This is a genomic window from Corynebacterium simulans (assembly GCF_001586215.1).
Taxonomy (GTDB): domain Bacteria; phylum Actinomycetota; class Actinomycetes; order Mycobacteriales; family Mycobacteriaceae; genus Corynebacterium; species Corynebacterium simulans.
Genome location: NZ_CP014634.1, coordinates 2,031,684 through 2,048,130, shown reverse-complemented (window position 1 = coordinate 2,048,130; position 16,447 = coordinate 2,031,684). Strand labels below are relative to the sequence as shown.

Genomic DNA, 16,447 nt, shown 5'->3' with positions numbered 1-16,447 from the left:
ACTAGCTAGTAGTCACTCTTATCGGGTCAGCTTGCGGTGGGTAACACGGCTCGGGCGAGCAGCGTCTTCACCGAGGCGCTCGATCTTGTTCTTCTCATAATCACCGAAGTTGCCCTCGAACCAGAACCACTGGCCTTCTGCAACGTTGCCCTCCCACGCGAGGATGTGGGTACATGTGCGGTCCAGGAACCAGCGGTCGTGGGAAATGACCACTGCACAGCCCGGGAACTTCTCTAGAGCGTTTTCCAGGGAGCCCAGGGTCTCGACGTCCAGGTCGTTGGTTGGCTCATCGAGGAGGATCAGGTTGCCGCCCTCTTTCAGGGTCAGCGCCAGGTTCAGGCGGTTGCGCTCACCACCGGAGAGCACCTTGGAAGGCTTCTGTTGGTCCGGGCCCTTGAAACCGAATGCGGACAGGTATGCACGAGAAGGCATTTCGTTCTGGCCGACGTGGATGTAATCCAATCCGTCAGAAACGACCTCCCAGACGGTTGCCTCTGGGTCAATGTTCTCGCGGCCCTGGTCAACGTAGGACAGTTTGACGGTCTCGCCAACCTCGACGGTGCCCTCGTCCGGCTGCTCCAAGCCAACGATGGTCTTGAACAGGGTGGACTTACCGACGCCGTTCGGGCCGATGACGCCCACGATGCCGTTACGCGGCAGGGTGAAGGAGAGATCCTTGATCAGGGTGCGACCATCGAAGCCCTTGACCAGATTCTTAACCTCAACAACCTTGTTACCCAGGCGTGGAGGGGTTGGGATCTGGATTTCTTCGAAGTCGAGCTTGCGGTACTGCTCAGCCTCAGCAGCCATCTCCTCATAGCGCTGGAGACGAGCCTTGTTCTTTGCCTGGCGTGCCTTGGCACCGGAACGAACCCAGGCGAGCTCTTCCTTCAGGCGCTTTTGCAGCTTCTTATCCTTGGCGCCAGCAACCTCGAGACGCTCGGCCTTCTTCTCCAGGTAGGTGGAGTAGTTGCCCTCGTATGGGTAGAGCTTGCCGCGGTCAACCTCACAGATCCAACCCGCGACGTGGTCGAGGAAGTAACGGTCGTGGGTAACGGCTAGGACGGCACCCGGATAGTCAGCAAGGTGCTTTTCCAGCCACTCCACGGACTCGGCGTCCAGGTGGTTGGTTGGCTCGTCGAGCAGCAACAGGTCAGGCTCGGAAAGCAGCAGCTTCGCCAGCGCAACGCGGCGGCGCTCACCACCGGAAAGGTTGTTTACCGGGGCATCGGAAGGCGGGCAGCGCAGCGCTTCCATGGCCTGCTCGATCTTGGAGTCGACCTCCCAGGCGTCGGCAGCGTCCAGCTCCTCCTGCAGCTTGCCCATTTCTTCCATGAGCTCGTCGGTGTAGTTGGTAGCCATCTCTTCCGCGATAGCTTCGAAGCGCTGCTTCTTCTCGAAGATGTCACCGAGGCCCTCTTCCACGTTGCCGCGGACGGTCTTTTCCTCGTTGAGCGGTGGCTCCTGCATGAGGATGCCCACGGTCTTGCCCGGGTCGATGAATGCTTCACCGTTGGAAGGCTGATCAATGCCGGCCATAATCTTCAGAATGGAGGACTTACCTGCACCATTCGGGCCGACGACGCCAATCTTGGCGCCTGGGTAGAAGGCCATCGTTACATTGTCGAGAATGAGCTTCTCGCCGACTGCCTTACGCACGTTTTTCATCGTGTAGATGAATTCGCCCATGTTTCACCCTTTGCTTGAACTTGGGAATGGTTTATAACACAACAAAGAGTACATGACATGGATGTACCTAGCGCCCCGGGCTGGGATTAGCGTGTGATTTCAATCCCCCGCTTTGCACCTCCCCGGGGCGCCCAGGTCGCAGGCATCCACAAGGCGGTGCTTAGCTGCCTACCGATTGCTCGGCGGGCGCCTCGGTCTCCTCGAACGACTCCTCGGCTGTATTCGCCTTACTATGCGCAGCTTGACGGCGATCGGCTGCGGTGTCGTGCTTATCGTCATGGTCTTGGGTGCCGGCACCTGCGGCCATCGACGCCGTCCTGTCCACATCGACTTCCGGCATCGTCTCGCCCGAAGCAGGTGCCTCCAATCCGTCGGTTTCATAGACGCGCTCGAGCTTGCGGGAGGAGATAACGTAGCGGTTTAGGTCTAGGCCGACATAGAAAGCCTTGATAAAGGTGCGGAACTTATTCTGGCCATCGGGCGCCAGCCAGGAATCGGAGCAGACCGAGCCGACCACGATGACCGGCATTCCGCGGTGCAATGACTTCTTAACGTTGATCGCGAACTGACCCCACAGCTCCACGTCGATGTAGATGAGGTCGGTATCGCGCCACTCGCGGACTCCGTTGTCCGCGTTATCCACCGGGATGCGGCGGGACGATGCCACGCGCAGGCGCGCCTTGTACATGTCGGTGTTGACTTTAATGAGCTCGGGTTCGTGCGTGAGGTGGCCGGTGATGGTGATTGGTAGCTGAGACATGTGCTTTAGAAAACCCTTTGCTGAGCTAGCGAAACTTGTGAGTACAGGTCTTCCTGCCTCGCGGTGTTTTAAGGAGGTCGTGTAAATGCCTTCCTTGCTCGAATCATCGCTAGCGTCCTAGCACTGTCACAAGGGCCGATTTTCCTAGCTGTGGATAACTTGTTGGAAGCGTCAACAAAAGTTAATCCCCTGCCCGAAGCGGCAGGGGATCTATCCACAAAAAGAACTTCGCTCAGAAAAATAACCGGCTCTACTGCAACGATTACTGCTGCCGGAATCCAGTGGCGTCGCCCTCACTCATGCGGCGCAACATTTCGTTGTAATCCTCCAGCTCCGCATCGCCGTCGACCTCTGCCTTTGCATCGTGGCGGCGAGCGGTAGCACGGTCATCGCGCAGCCAGTCCAAAAAAAGTTTGCCAAAGACGATGACCAACGGGAACTGGCCAAAGCCCCACGCGATGCCGCCGCCCACGCGCTGATCCTGCAGCAAGTCCGGGTGCCACGGCAGCCCCAGCGACTCATAAAACTCCACGCCGAGCACGCTCTGCAGCTGCATCAGGTAGACGCCGGCGAAAAGGTGCAGCGGCATCGAGAAGAACAACACCAGAAGGCGCAGGTTAGTCGGCGCGCGGAACGGCAACGGATCCGGGCCGATAACCTCCCAGTAATAGATATAGCCCGAGACCAAGAAGACCCAGTTCATGATTACGTGGCCGGCATGCTCAGAAACCGCGAACTGATACAGCTCCGGATAAAGGTAGAGCACGTACAAAAAGGTCAGGAACTGAATCAGATTGACCGCCGGATGGGTAAGAAACTTCAAAAGCTTCGACTTAGTTACCGCCACCGCCAAGTCATGGACAGTGGGACGCCCCGGCGCGCCGGGCTCAAAGGCCTCCATCACCAAGGTCAGCGGTGCGCCGAGCACGAGGAAGAGCGGAACCGCCATGGAAAGGAGCATATGCCCCAGCATGTGTATGGAATAAAGCGCCGGGATATAAAGGCCGATGCCCGAGCTCATGATGAAGGTCAGGCCTAAGGCGCCCAGCATAAACCAGGTGGTTCGGACCCGCGACCAGTTAAGGCCGCGGCGGCGCAGGCGCAGCAGCGCGTAGCCATAGGCGGCAGCAAGCACGAGCCCCAAAGTGCCAAACATGAGGTCATAGCGGTACATGGTCCAGACGTTGGTCACCGTCGGGGCGTCGAGAAGCTCGTAGCCCAAGAGCACCTGCATGTTGTTCAGGTTCGGATCGCGCGGCGGCGGGGGCGGCGTGCGGCCCATGGAAATAGCCACGCCCACGGTGGCTGCCATCACGAGGATTTCCACGAATGCGACGCGGCGGAAAAGCAGCGGACGGCGCTCCAGCTGCGGCATGGTGATCTGGCGATGCGCTAGTCCAAAGACGGCAAGCAGAACAGTAAGCACCGCCTTGGTGACGATGATAAGGCCATAGCGGGTGCTAAACAGGTCTGCTAGCTCAACGCGGATGAGCGCATTAATCACGCCGGAGGCGGCCATAGCCACGATGGAGATGAAAGCAACCACCGAGTAGCGGCGCACAGCCGTAGGCATGTCTGGTCCCAGACGGCGACTATGGGCTATAAGCCCCAGCAATCCACCCACCCAAAGCACCATGAAGAAAAGGTGGAAGAGCAGGGAGTTCGTGCCGTAATCATGATCGCCGCCGGAAGCAGAGTGACCTTCCATGCCGAGGGGCACAATCTGCATGAGTGCGAAGAAAAACGCAATGGGCTGCAGGGACCATTTCTTAGAAACCAGGCCCAGCACGCCGGCAACAACCGCGATGGCGGCTGTAACCAACCAGGCCTGGGAGGTGGAAATGCTATCCATCGCCATGCTCATCAGCTGCGGGTTGAGGACTTTGAGGAAAGGCGTGCCCGTCAGATCGGACATAACCAGCGGCACTTCCAGCAGAGATACCACTGCCACGCCAAAAGCTGCCAGGGCGCCGGCGCGGGCGGCGATGTGTCCATCGACGCTTAAGCGCGACTCAATGAGACAATCATTGTCTTTTTTAGGAATTTGCGGCGCAACGAGAAAGGCTGAAACCATGTACGAGCCCACCGACAGCGCCATTAAAATCCAGGCGACGCCGCGGAAAAATGGCAGGCCGAATGTGGTCAAACGCCCGGGATCGGGAATGCCCAATGCCGCGAGTGACTCCGCCAGAAAGAACAGGGAAATGACACCAGCAACCAGCCCTGAAACGATAAGAGCCGCGAGGTAGACCGTTGTAGCACCTTTGGCGCCACGTTTTCCACCTTTGAAAACTGTGTTCTTGGACGCAGCGCCCTGCGCCGGTGAATCCGTTGCCGAAGCCGCGCGAGCCGCTGAGCTGGCAGTTTCTTCCCGCTTTTCCATAGGCGCAGTCTACCGCCCAAACCGTCTTCTTACCTAAAACGAATAATCTTTTAAGTTCTGGCATAATTATCCCCTATGGATTCACGCCAGCTACTCTACTTTCGTTCCGTAGTGGACTACGGATCTTTCACTCATGCGGCTGAAGCTCTAGATATGACTCAGCCTTCTCTCAGTCTCTCTATCCGTAAGCTCGAAAAGGAGCTTGACGTTCGACTCCTGACCCGCGGCCGCGCCGGTGTTAAGACCACCGAAGCGGGCGACTACCTCTATTCCATCGCAGCGAAGATGGACACCCTGCTTAGCGACGCCGCACAGCGCATCACCGAGATCGCCAGCGGCGCCGCCGGCAGCGTCTCTATCGCATCTGCGCCGGAGTTCAACTGGCTGTTTATGCCAGAGGTTCTTCACCGCATGGTGGAACGCGCCCCTGAGGTCAACATCTTCTTGGACGATCCGGAACCGACCATAACCCTGCGCCGCATCCTCGAAGGCTCCATCGACCTAGGCCTGATGCCTTCGACTGACCCACACGCATTTGCCCAGCGTTACCACGACGAGCTCAACGTCCATGTAGCCAGCGAGATGGAATTCCGCGTCGCTGTACCGGATCGCCTCCAGCACCTGCCCAACCCTGTTTCCCTTCACGACATCGCGGAAGAAACGTGGATCCTGCCTCCGCGCAACCCTGAATTCGTTGGCCTTCCTGAGCTGCTGGACCAGGTCTTTGCCAAGCACCCGGACGCCGTCCCTAGCCGCGTCCAAGAAATCTCTACCCTCCAGACCGGCCTCCCGCTGGTTTCCGGCGGCATCGGCGTGTGCCTTGTCCCCAGCTCGGCGCAGGCGCTCAACCACCGCGGCATTCACCTCCGCGAGATTGCAGAAGGCATCCCACCGATGCAGTCCTTGCTCATCTACCGCCGCGACCGCGACCTTTCCCCTGCCGCCAACCAGCTGGTAGATCTCATCCTTTCCGTTGGCGGCGAGAGCGAAGAAACCCTTCTTCACAAGTCCGCCCACTCGGCAGAAGCGGACAAGGCCTAAGACGCTAAGCCCTACTTTTAGCGCGCGAGGCTGGCTGATCTAAGATGAAGGCCTAAGCCTCCATAGCTCAGCGGATTAGAGCAGTGGGTTTCTACCCCATGTGTCGCGGGTTCGAGTCCTGCTGGGGGCACCGCCGAAAAGGCCACTTTACTGGAAAGTTTCTTCCACAGATTGGTGGCCTTTTCTTTGGTTTTATCGGTCTGGATTAGTAAGCGCGCCTAAAATGACAAAGCATGGATATCACGCTGGCCACCTTCGTCACTGCCCCAGAAGAAGCGCTCATCGGCATGCGTTTTGCCAACGCATGGGCGCCTTCGCCGGAATACGCACAATCGCGCAACTCGGTTCTGACCGGCCAGTATCCGCAGCGCGGCGCCACAACCCGTATCACCGATATCTTCCGCGAGGCCGGCTACCGTATCAGCGAGGACATCGACTCGGCCCCCGGCACTGCTGAGCAGCCCGTGTTCCGGCTGCTCGAGGAACCTGCGGAGCCGGCGCGGTTGCGCGACGTCGCCAAGCACAGCGTCCTTGCTGTGTGTTCCTTAAGCGGCGGGCCCTCGCCGATGTCGCTGTCGTGGCCGGGTGTTACGGATCAAAAGCTGGTGGAGCCGTGCCCAGAGCTAGTCTCCCCGATGGACCTGGCGCCGACGCTTGCCGCCATCGCGGGCCTTGATGTGCGCCCGAATGCGCATCTTTCCTTCGACGGCCTCAACCTCGTTCCTGTCGTGCGCTATGGCGCTTCCGGGCACGCGGCGTTGTTCTTCGACAATGGCGTGCGCATGCAGGACGCGGTGCTTATCGACGACGTCGCCAGCCCCGCACACCACGCCGCCAGGCTCCGCGATGAATGGGAAACCTGGCATAGGTTCATGGGCTTTGGGCCACTGCAGTAGGGCTTAGCTGCCTACCGGCATCACGACCCACAGGATGATATAAGCCAGCACACCGGAAAAGCCTGCCAAAGTGGCAACAACGAAGAGGATGCGCACCAACGTGGGATCCAGGTTGTAGGTCTGAGCAATGCCGCCGCACACGCCTCCGATGTACAAATCTGTGCTCGAGCGGGTCAAACGGGTATTCATGATTGTCCTTTCTTCTTAGTGTGCGCCTTCCATTAAAGCTTCTCGGCAGGCCACACGCATCAGGTAAAACCCCGAGAATCACCCTGATGTTTTGCTTTCGTCTACGCTGGTTGAAAACTTCTTTTCGGCGAAAGGACACAATCACAATGGCTAAAAACGCAGGTCTTCCCGCACCCACCCGCAATTCCTATGCGCTACTTACGGGCGCTAGCCAGGGCATCGGCGAGGCGATGGCGCGCGATCTGGCCGCCCGCGGTTATAACGTCATTTTGGTGGCGCGCCGCCAGGAAGTCCTCGAGCGCATCGCGGATGAACTGAAGACGAAGCACGAGATCGATGCGATCGCTCTGGCCGCCGACTTAGCAAAGGAAGCCGACGTCGACCGCGTCATCGAGTTCATGGCCGGCAAAGAGATTTCCATCATCGTCAACTCCGCGGGCATCGCCAGCTTTGGCAAATTCATGGACCAGGACTGGGACTATGAGAACAAGCAATTCGATCTCAACGGCAAGGCCGTGCACCGCCTGACCCGCGCCGCTTTGGACCAGATGCTGCCGCGTCGCTCCGGCGCTATCTGCAACGTTGGTTCTGCAGCGGGCAACGTCTCCATCCCGAACAACGCCACCTATGTATTTACAAAGGCAGGCGTCAACGCTTTCACCGAGGCGCTGCACTACGAGCTCAAAGGATCTGGCGTCAGCTGTACCTTGCTAGCCCCCGGCCCGGTGCGCGATGCCGTCATCCCGGAAGAAGAGCAGTCCATCGTAGATAAGGTAGTTCCTGACTTCCTGTGGACCACCTACGAGTCCTGCTCCGCAGAGACCCTAGAGGCTATGGCTCGCAACCAGCGCCGCGTGGTGCCAGGCCCGCTGTCGAAGGCCATGAATACGCTTGGCCAAATCATTCCTACCCCGATTGCCGCACCGCTCATCGGCAGCTTCTACTCAAAGATGGCCTAAGGCACTCCCACCCTTTCCGCGAGCCTGCTTTTGGTGTGCCTTACTCAACTACAGAGGAAGAGCGAGCGTTCTTGCGCTCTACCCAGAAGTCGGCGTTCTTGATGCCCAGAGCTTCAGGGTCGAAGACCGGATCCTTGCCAGCCTTCTTCTGCGCGCTGTAGTCCTTGAGGCACTTGAGTGCCGGGACCTGGAGGAAGAGGACGGCGATGATGTTAAGCCATGCGGTGGCGCCCACTCCGATGTCGCCCAATGCCCACGCGGAGCCCGGGGTGGTGGTAGCACCAATGATGACGGAGATGATGATGAGGCCGCGCAGGACCCACACCAGCGCGCGGCGTGCGCCAGCATTCTTGATCCAGCGGTTGAAGTAGGTGAGGTTGGTCTCTGCCATGTAGTAGTAAGCCAGAACGGTGGTGAAGGCGAAGAACGCGATAGCAATTGCCACGAAGGAAGCGCCGACCCCGTTGAATACCGAGTCCATACCGGATTGAACGAAGCCTGGGCCGACCTCAATGCCGTCAGGCAGGGAGCCGGCGTAGCGAACGGCGCCGCCCTCGGACTCGCCTTCGAAGACCTTGTACATGTCAGTGGAGATGATGATGAAGGCGGTGGCCGAGCAGACGAAGAGGGTATCGACGTAGACGGCGAATGCTTGAACGAAGCCCTGCTTTGCTGGGTGGGAAACCTCAGCAGCTGCTGCCGACTGCGGGCCGGTGCCCTGGCCTGCCTCGTTGGAGTAGATACCGCGCTTTACGCCCCACATGATTGCAGAGCCCAGCATGCCCGCGAATCCTGCTTCCATGTCAAATGCAGACTTGAAGATGAGGCCAAAAACGTGTGGAATGTCGCCGAAGTTCATGAACAGGATGGTCAGCGCAATGATGATATAAGCGCCGGCCATGAATGGAACGATGAGCGAGGTGAAGTTAGCGATACGCTTGACGCCACCGATGATGATGAAGGCCAAGACGCCAGCCAGGATGACTGCGGACCAGGTGACGTTGACACCCCAGGCGTTCCCCACTGCAGCGGCCACACCGTTGGCCTGGATGCCTGGGAGAAAGTAGCTGGTAGCCAGAGTCATGGCGACAGCGAAGATGATGCCGTAGACCAGCATGAACGGGCCCACAGAGGTGTGACGGTAAGCCTTTTCGATGTAGTACGCCGGGCCACCGCGGTACTCGCCGGTGTCCTGATCCTTTTCCTTGTAGACCTGGGCGAGAGTACATTCCACGAACGAGGTAGCGGACCCCAACAGCGACACCGCCCACATCCAAAAGACAGCACCTGGGCCACCGAAGGCGATCGCCGTGGCAACACCGGCAATATTGCCGACGCCGACGCGACCGGCGAGGGAAATCATCAGGGACTGGAAGGAAGAAACACCGGAGTCTGATTTCTCGCCGTTCTTCAGCTGCGCAATCATGTCGGGAATACAGCGAATCTGCAACCCCTTGGTCACGATCGTGAAATAGACACCGGCGCCCAAGCACAGGAACACGAGTGCTGGGGACCAAATGAGGGAGTTGAGAACATCCAAGAACCCGGCCATATGAGGGAACCTACTTTCTAAAAGTGTGATCTCTAACATAAAGAGTGACATAAAGAATCATGCACTACTTCAATCGAACTTTGTGAGGATAATCACGAAAATGTTTTGGAAGAATCTAATTCTTCACATTACCTGTCGGTTGAACGAAATTTAATGCACAGCTCAAGGACCGTCAATACCGCTAAGACAAACCATTTAGAAAAACTGAACTATCTGCACCAAAACACACCCTTTGCCTACCCCCGCCACACCTTCCACGCCGGTGGATTAAATCAGACGGTGGGAAGGGAGGCGTCGACAAGCGCGGCTCTAGGAAGACTAAGGTTAAACCCATGACTGACATCGCCCCGAAGAATGACCGACTCGTCTGGATTGACTTGGAGATGACAGGGCTGGACCCGAAGCGCCACGTCATCGTGGAGGTGGCCGCCATCATCACTGATGGCAACCTCAACGTCATTGGTGAGGGAATCGACCTAGTGGTCCATGCCACGGAAGCGGAGCTCACTGAGATGGATGACTTTGTCACCAACATGCACGCCAACTCCGGCCTGGATAAGGAAATCCGCGAATCCACCACCACTCTGCGGGAAGCCGAAGATGCCGTCCTGGCGCTCATCGCTGAGCACTGCGACCCCGAGCATCCTGCCCCCCTGGCAGGCAACTCCATCGCCACCGACCGCACCTTCATTCGCGCCTACATGCCGCGCTTGGATGAAGCGCTGCACTACCGCATGATTGACGTTTCCACCATCAAGGAGCTCAGCCGCCGTTGGTTCCCGCGCGCTTATTACAACCAGCCAGACAAAGGCATGGCGCACCGCGCGCTCCAGGACATCATCGAGTCCATCCGCGAGTTGGACTACTACCGCCGCAGTGTGTTCCGCACCGACGACGGTCCCTCCTCCGCGGAAGCAGCGGATCTCAAGGAGTCAACTACCACTGACTACCAGGCGTTTTTGTAATTTACGCGGCGTGAGTTAATCTTATCCGTGCTGCTTTTAAGGCAGCGATGGTGGCTGTAGTTCAGCTGGTAGAGCACCAGGTTGTGATCCTGGGTGTCGCGGGTTCGAGCCCCGTCAGCCACCCCGATGAGGGCCCTAACCTGTTATTTTTCAGGTTAGGGCCTTATACTTTTCTCGCGCTATTTTTAGCCCCGTGGATTAAGGTGGCCGATTGTGTTTGGGATTTCTCGCTTCCCCACTCAGCCTTTGCCACGCTATGACCAAAGTGCCCAAAGAGCCGCAGCACAAATCATCGCGGCCTATTCCACGAGCTTTTCCTTTGCCTCCGAGCTGCTCGCTCCCCGCACACGCACCGATATCCGCAATCTTTATGCCGTGGTTCGCATAGCGGATGAAATCGTCGACGGCGCCGCAACCGCCGCGGGCCTTAACACAACAGAAGTCGAACAGACTCTCAATGCATACGAAGAGGCGGTTCTGCGCGCGCCTTCGCAACGCTTTCACACTGATCCGGTTCTGCATGCCTATGGCATTTCCGCCAGGCGCTGCGGGTTCAAGAATGAGCACATTCGGGCCTTCTTCGCGTCGATGCGCCGCGACCTTCACCAGTGCGATTACGTCGACGAGGAAGATCTCGAGGCCTATATCTACGGCTCCGCGGAGGTCATTGGGCTTTTGTGCCTGTCTGCTTTCTTGGTGGATCATCCAGTTTCTGGCCCCGAGCTGAGCCAGCTCGAGACGGGTGCACGGCGCCTCGGCGCCGCCTTTCAAAAGGTCAACTTTTTGCGCGACCTCGGCGCGGATACCGCACAACTTGGCCGCAGCTACTTCCCGCAGGCAGGCGACGGCGGCTTGAGCACGCAGGACAAAGACCTGCTCATCGCCGATATCCGCAGCGATCTCGCCACTGCCCGCGCCGTTACCGGCAGGCTTCCATTCTCGGCGCGTGTCGGTGTCACCGCCGCCACTGACCTTTTCGAGGCCTTGACCAACGACCTTGCAGCACTGCCTGCCGACGCCGTCTTTTCCCAACGCACCCGCGTCAGCACCCCACGCAAGCTGTCACTTTTAACCCGCGCCACCTTGCATTCTTTAAGAAAGAGCAACTGATGAAACTGCCCCGCCTTTCTACCGCCCACTCCAGCGGGCAGCCCGAGACCGTCATCGTCATCGGGGCAGGCGTCGCCGGCCTTGCCACCGCAGCGTTGCTTGCGCGCGATGGCAAGAAGGTCACCGTAGTGGACAAACTAGAAGAGGTGGGCGGCCGCGCGGGCAGCCTGACAGAAGCGGGCTTTCGTTGGGATACGGGCCCTTCCTGGTACCTGATGCCAGAGGCATTCGACCACTTCTTTGAGCTCTGTGGCACGTCCACGCAGGCAGAGCTCGAGCTTATCGATCTCAGCCCCGCCTACCGCGTCTACAACGACGATGGTGACTTCCTCGACGTCGAGACCGGCGTTGAGAAAGTCGCCAAACTCTTCGAGTCCATCGAACCCGGCGCCGGCGCCCGCATCCGCGCCTACCTCGCCCAGGCCAGCGACATCTACAACGTGGCACTATCGAAGTTCCTTTACACCACTTTCAGCAGTCCCCGCGAGCTTTTAGGCCCCGCGGTTCGCTCCCGGCTAGGTATGCTGGCGCAGCTCCTTGTACGGACGCTGGACAAACATGTGGCGCAGTCCTTTAGCGATTACCGGCTGCGCCAGGTGCTCAGCTATCCAGCGGTGTTCTTATCCAGCGAACCCGCGGCGGCGCCGGCGTTGTACTCGCTGATGAGCCACACGGACTTGGTCGAGGGCGTGCGCTACCCGCTGGGTGGCTTCGATGCGGTGGTACGCGCCATCGCCAAGCAGGCCCAGCTCGCCGGCGTGCAGTTCCGCTTGGGCGCGGAGGTCACCAGCATCCTCACAGCGGGCGCCTCCCCGCGCGCGACGGGCGTGCGCATCACCGACGCCTCCGGCACGCAAAAGCTGCTTGCCGACGCCGTGGTTTCCGCCGCCGATCTTCACCACACCGAGAACGCGCTCCTCCCACAACGCCTGCGCACCTACCCGGAAAAGTATTTTGCCGGGCGGGATGCGGGGCTTGGAACCGTGCTGGTGCTGCTCGGAGTGACGGGCAAGCTTCCGGAGTTTTCACACCACACGCTGTTGTTTAGCAAGGACTGGGCCCCGGACTTCCGCGCGGTCTATCACGGCCCTGAGCCAGCCCGTCCGCTGGACTGTTCGCGCTCCATCTACATCTCCAAGACCTCGGCGACGGACCCCGATGTGGCGCCGGAAGGCCACGAGAATCTCTTCGTGCTCGTGCCAGTGCCGGCTGATTCCGCGCTGGGACATGGCAACGCCTACCGCGATAGTCCTTCCGCCCGCGTGGAGGCCATCGCTGACGCTGCGGTGAAGCAGATTGGTGATTGGGCCGGTATCGCAGACTTGGAAGAGCGCATCGTAATCCGCCGCACGCTGGGCCCAGCGGATTTCGCAGAACGCTATCACGCCTGGCGCGGCGGCTCGATCGGCCCGGCGCACACGCTGGCGCAGTCTGCGTTCTTGCGCGGAAAGAACGTCTCTTCCAAGGTTGCCGGGCTGTACTATGCCGGTGCCACGACAGTGCCCGGAGTGGGCGTTCCGATGTGCCTGATTTCCGCCGAGAATGTGCTCAAACGCATGCACGGCGACGCCACAGCGTCGCCGCTGAGTTCCTTTTATCCCGCTTAAAGCTCTGCGTTAACCGCTGCTTGAAGCTCTACTTTAAGCGTTGGCGTTGGTATTGCCCTTGGACCAAGTATCCCAGTCCATGTTCCAATCGCCCAAGCCATCGAATGGGTTGAGCTGCGCACCGCCAGTGTTGAAGACGCGGACGATGTCGCCGCGCTTGACCACAGACTGGAACCACTGCGCGGCCTCCGGGGAGAGGTTGATGCAGCCGTGGGACTGGTTGTAGACGCCCTGTGCGCCGATGGACCACGGTGCGGAGTGAACGTAGATGCCGGAGTAGGACATCTGCGTAGCGTAATTGACGGAGGTACGGTAGCCGCCGGCGTCGACAGCCAAGCCAAAGGTGCTGGAGTCCATGACCAACGACTCGTACTCATCGCCGATGATGTAGCGGCCATTCGGAGTATCCCACTGGCCATCGGTGCCCAGGGAAACCGGAATCTCGCGCAGCAGTTGGCCGTTCTTAAATACCTTCATAGTCTTGGTGGCGTTGTCCACCAGGGAAATCACACGGTCACCGATGGTGAAGTTGGTGGAAGCGTCCTCGCCGCCATAGATGCCGCCGCCCAAGTTGCGGCCGTAGAGATCAACGTTGACCTCAACCTTGGTGCCTGGCTGCCAGTAATCCTTCGGACGCCAGCGCACTTCCTGGTCATTGATCCAGTAGAAGGCGCCTTCAACCTCTGGGGTGGTCTTGACGGTGATTGCTTCCTCGGCAGCCTTGCGGTCGGTGACGTAGTTGCCAAAGCGCACGCCGATGACCTGACCAACGCCCACTTCGGCGCCCGGAATCGGGGAAAGCGCAACCTCAGAGACACCCGCCGCCTGCGGGGTGCTGAAGGTGATGGTCTTTTCGTTTCCATCAACGTCGGCGGCTTTGATTGTGTAGGTGTGGTTATAGCCCAGAACCTCATCGGTGGACCAGGTCTTCGCGTCAGAGGAAAGCTTTTCCGCAACCTCAACGCCAAGCTCATTGGTCATGGTGACGGACTTCAGCTTACCCTCGGTCTTTACCGTGACGAGCTCGGAAGGATCGACGTCTTTCGCACCGTCTTTAACGGAGAACTGCAGTTCCTTCGCCTTTGGCGCTTGCGACTGCTCTGCACCACCCTGGCTGCCATCAGCGGAAGCGGCTTGTTCAGCGGCATTATCTTGAGCGGAAGAATCAATGGTGCACGCTGCCGCAACAGTGGCTGTTAGGGCTACAGCGGTAGTGGCAAGGACGCGACGAGCGAGAGAGAGGGAATTAAACACTTGGGCCCTTTAAAATTTGTGCATATAAGACGGTCAGAATTTCTCAATTAGCGTATATCGCACACCTTCAAAACACCACACGGCGCTTCACGCGTTAATCAATTGTTATAAGAAGAACACCCCTGCCCCACCCGCCTTCTTCGATGGCGGATCTTGAAGCCCTATTAAACCACCATAAAACACCCTAAAAACACACAATGGCCTGGCGATTTTACAGTTTTGAATAGTGGGTGTTAAAGTTATTTCTCGTTGCACGGCAGGCAAACAAACCAGCCAGACAACATAAGCGCCATTAGCTCAATTGGCAGAGCAACTGACTCTTAATCAGTGGGTTCGGGGTTCAAGTCCCTGATGGCGCACAGTACAGAATCTCGCGGTTTCCTTTCATGGAGGCCGCGAGATTTTTCATTTTGCCACCTCCGCCGAGGCGCCGCATCCCCACCAGCAAACAGTTATATCAGCAGAAGCGGCGCGATTTTACGTTTTTAGAAAAGGCTCGATTCGCCCCACGGAAAACGCCCTTAATCTTCTCCGGAATCGGCCACCCGCCTGAACTCCAAATGCAGACAAACCTAGATGGTGAGGTCGATTTTCCAAATGGTGAGGAAAGGATGGTGAGGTCAGCCGTCACCAGCCCCACCAGTTAACACGCACCCCATTGGCCGCGGGGCGACCTCACCATTTGCCACTGCGGGCGCAGGAGGAGGCAGCACCACGCCACAGAAAGCGTTAGATTGGCTCGCCCGCAATCTGATAGTCCTCCGGATCGCCAACTGGAACCTCGGTGCCGTCGGACATCTTGAGGTCCTCGAGCTCCTGGTCTGGGTCAACCAGCTCGATATCGAAGCCCGACTCGCGGATGCGGCGCAGGCCCTCCTTCAGCATGCGGCGCCCCATGCGGTTAGTCGCGGTGACGTTGGAAAGCTCCAAGACCACCTTGGCGGCGCTCAAGTCATAGCGCTCCAGCTCGTGCAGGACGGTCTCCGCGGCGTTGAAGTTGAGAACGCCCTGCAGGTAGATAACCGTCGCGGTGTCTTCGTCCACGATGTGGCGGATTGGCTGCACGCCGTAGCGCTCCTCAGTGGACATCAGATGCAAACCCATGTCCTTAGACAAAAGCTTGAAGGCTTCCACGCCGCGCACGGAGTTGCCTTCCTCATTCAGACGCGGCGAGAAGGTAGCCACACCCAGCTGGCCCGGCAGCGTACCCAGCAGGCCGCCTGCCACGCCCGACTTCGCCGGAATGCCGACCTCCGCCATCCAGCGACCCGCGCCGTCGTACATGCCTGCCGAGCTCATCAGCGCCAGCGTGAGGCGGCAAACGTCGGCATCGAGGATCTTGTCATCGGTTATCGGGTGACGGCCGCCGTTAGCCAGCGTCGCAGACATCACCGCGAGGTCTTTGACTGTCACGCGGATAGAGCACTGCCTGGTATAAGTCAGCACCGCATCGTGGGCTTCGTCCTCAATAATGTTGTAATTGCGCAGCATGTGCGCGAGCGCGAGGTTGCGTTCCGCATTTTCAAGCTCAGAGCCGGAAACGCTTTCGTCAATATGCAGCTCATGGCCCGCCAGACGCGACATGTAGCTGCGGATACGCTCAACACGTTCATCGACGCCCGAGTCCACGCCGTTGATGAGCTGCGTGACCGCAATTGCGCCCGCGTTGATCATCGGGTTGACCGGGCGGTGGTCGTCGCGGTTCAAAGACAACTCGTTGAAGGCCTCACCGGAAGGCTCCATTCCCACAATCGAGCGCACCGCTTCCAGCCCCAGCTCCTGCAATGCAAGCGCATACACAAAAGGCTTGGAGATGGACTGCATGGTGAACTCGATATCTGCATCGCCTGCCCAATAGACGTGGCCGGTGGTGGTGCACATCGCCGCGCCTAGGTAGTCCGGGTTCGCAACCGCAAGCTCTGGGATATAGTCCGCTACTTTTCCGCGTTCATCATCACGGACATGGTCGAGGATTTCCCGTAAGTAAAAAGGAATTGGTGTTTTCATCTCGCTCTAGCTTACGGATGACTATGCTAGCCCGC

13 protein-coding genes and 3 tRNA genes are annotated in these 16,447 nt (G+C 58.8%); 9 read left to right on the top strand and 7 right to left on the bottom strand.

Translation table 11 applies throughout. The features are described from left to right. Window positions 1-18: 18 nt before the first annotated feature. The 3 genes from ettA to WM42_RS09465 all read right to left on the bottom strand — a co-directional run bounded on the left by ettA (window position 19) and on the right by WM42_RS09465 (window position 4,832). Window positions 19-1,689: an energy-dependent translational throttle protein EttA gene (gene ettA / locus WM42_RS09475; RefSeq protein ID WP_062037514.1), complete on the bottom strand. Its 1,671-nt coding sequence runs from the start codon at window positions 1,687-1,689 to the stop codon at window positions 19-21. A gap of 160 nt (window positions 1,690-1,849) precedes the next feature. Continuing rightward, window positions 1,850-2,449, bottom strand: coding sequence for a single-stranded DNA-binding protein (locus WM42_RS09470; RefSeq protein ID WP_062037511.1), 600 nt, complete (start codon window positions 2,447-2,449; stop codon window positions 1,850-1,852). A 262-nt stretch (window positions 2,450-2,711) separates the two neighbouring features. Further along, the gene (locus WM42_RS09465) at window positions 2,712-4,832 is read right to left on the bottom strand and encodes a bifunctional copper resistance protein CopD/cytochrome c oxidase assembly protein (protein WP_062037508.1); all 2,121 of its coding nucleotides are present in this window, start codon (window positions 4,830-4,832) and stop codon (window positions 2,712-2,714) included. Window positions 4,833-4,907: 75 nt separating this feature from the next. Here WM42_RS09465 and WM42_RS09460 point away from each other — a divergent pair, with 75 nt between their 5' ends. From WM42_RS09460 to WM42_RS09450, 3 genes are all read left to right on the top strand, one after another. Then, window positions 4,908-5,873: a LysR family transcriptional regulator gene (locus WM42_RS09460; protein WP_062037505.1), complete on the top strand. Its 966-nt coding sequence runs from the start codon at window positions 4,908-4,910 to the stop codon at window positions 5,871-5,873. A gap of 56 nt (window positions 5,874-5,929) precedes the next feature. Beyond that, window positions 5,930-6,003, top strand: a tRNA-Arg gene (locus tag WM42_RS09455). A gap of 103 nt (window positions 6,004-6,106) precedes the next feature. Beyond that, window positions 6,107-6,769: a hypothetical protein gene (locus WM42_RS09450; protein ID WP_062037501.1), complete on the top strand. Its 663-nt coding sequence runs from the start codon at window positions 6,107-6,109 to the stop codon at window positions 6,767-6,769. A 3-nt stretch (window positions 6,770-6,772) separates the two neighbouring features. Here the strand turns inward: WM42_RS09450 and WM42_RS09445 are convergent, their stop codons facing one another. Next, on the bottom strand, window positions 6,773-6,958 hold the full coding sequence (locus tag WM42_RS09445; protein ID WP_201057373.1) for a PspC domain-containing protein: 186 nt from the start codon (window positions 6,956-6,958) through the stop codon (window positions 6,773-6,775). A 146-nt stretch (window positions 6,959-7,104) separates the two neighbouring features. On the opposite strand from WM42_RS09445, the gene cmrA reads away from it, so the two are divergent. Next, the gene (gene cmrA / locus WM42_RS09440) at window positions 7,105-7,917 is read left to right on the top strand and encodes a mycolate reductase (RefSeq protein WP_062037495.1); all 813 of its coding nucleotides are present in this window, start codon (window positions 7,105-7,107) and stop codon (window positions 7,915-7,917) included. A 40-nt stretch (window positions 7,918-7,957) separates the two neighbouring features. On the opposite strand, the gene WM42_RS09435 is transcribed toward cmrA, so the two are convergent. Continuing rightward, window positions 7,958-9,469, bottom strand: a complete 1,512-nt coding sequence (locus WM42_RS09435) for an alanine/glycine:cation symporter family protein (RefSeq protein WP_062037491.1) — start codon at window positions 9,467-9,469, stop codon at window positions 7,958-7,960. Between the two features lie 332 nt (window positions 9,470-9,801). Between WM42_RS09435 and orn the strand changes: the two genes are divergently transcribed. The 4 genes from orn to crtI all read left to right on the top strand — a co-directional run bounded on the left by orn (window position 9,802) and on the right by crtI (window position 13,151). Beyond that, window positions 9,802-10,434, top strand: a complete 633-nt coding sequence (orn, locus tag WM42_RS09430) for an oligoribonuclease (protein ID WP_062037488.1) — start codon at window positions 9,802-9,804, stop codon at window positions 10,432-10,434. 50 nt (window positions 10,435-10,484) lie between these two features. After that, window positions 10,485-10,557 (top strand) — tRNA-His (locus tag WM42_RS09425). Between the two features lie 90 nt (window positions 10,558-10,647). After that, window positions 10,648-11,544, top strand: a complete 897-nt coding sequence (locus WM42_RS09420) for a phytoene/squalene synthase family protein (RefSeq protein ID WP_235591248.1) — start codon at window positions 10,648-10,650, stop codon at window positions 11,542-11,544. After that, the gene (crtI, locus tag WM42_RS09415; protein WP_062037485.1) at window positions 11,544-13,151 is read left to right on the top strand and encodes a phytoene desaturase family protein; all 1,608 of its coding nucleotides are present in this window, start codon (window positions 11,544-11,546) and stop codon (window positions 13,149-13,151) included. The genes WM42_RS09420 and crtI overlap by 1 nt, the downstream gene beginning before the upstream one ends. A gap of 33 nt (window positions 13,152-13,184) precedes the next feature. Here crtI and WM42_RS09410 read toward each other — a convergent pair whose 3' ends face one another. Beyond that, window positions 13,185-14,405: a L,D-transpeptidase gene (locus WM42_RS09410; protein ID WP_062037481.1), complete on the bottom strand. Its 1,221-nt coding sequence runs from the start codon at window positions 14,403-14,405 to the stop codon at window positions 13,185-13,187. A gap of 286 nt (window positions 14,406-14,691) precedes the next feature. Here WM42_RS09410 and WM42_RS09405 point away from each other — a divergent pair. Beyond that, window positions 14,692-14,764: transfer RNA gene (locus tag WM42_RS09405), tRNA-Lys, on the top strand. Between the two features lie 370 nt (window positions 14,765-15,134). On the opposite strand, the gene WM42_RS09395 is transcribed toward WM42_RS09405, so the two are convergent. Next, window positions 15,135-16,412, bottom strand: coding sequence for a glutaminase (locus WM42_RS09395; protein WP_062037476.1), 1,278 nt, complete (start codon window positions 16,410-16,412; stop codon window positions 15,135-15,137). Between the last annotated feature and the right edge of the window lie 35 nt (window positions 16,413-16,447).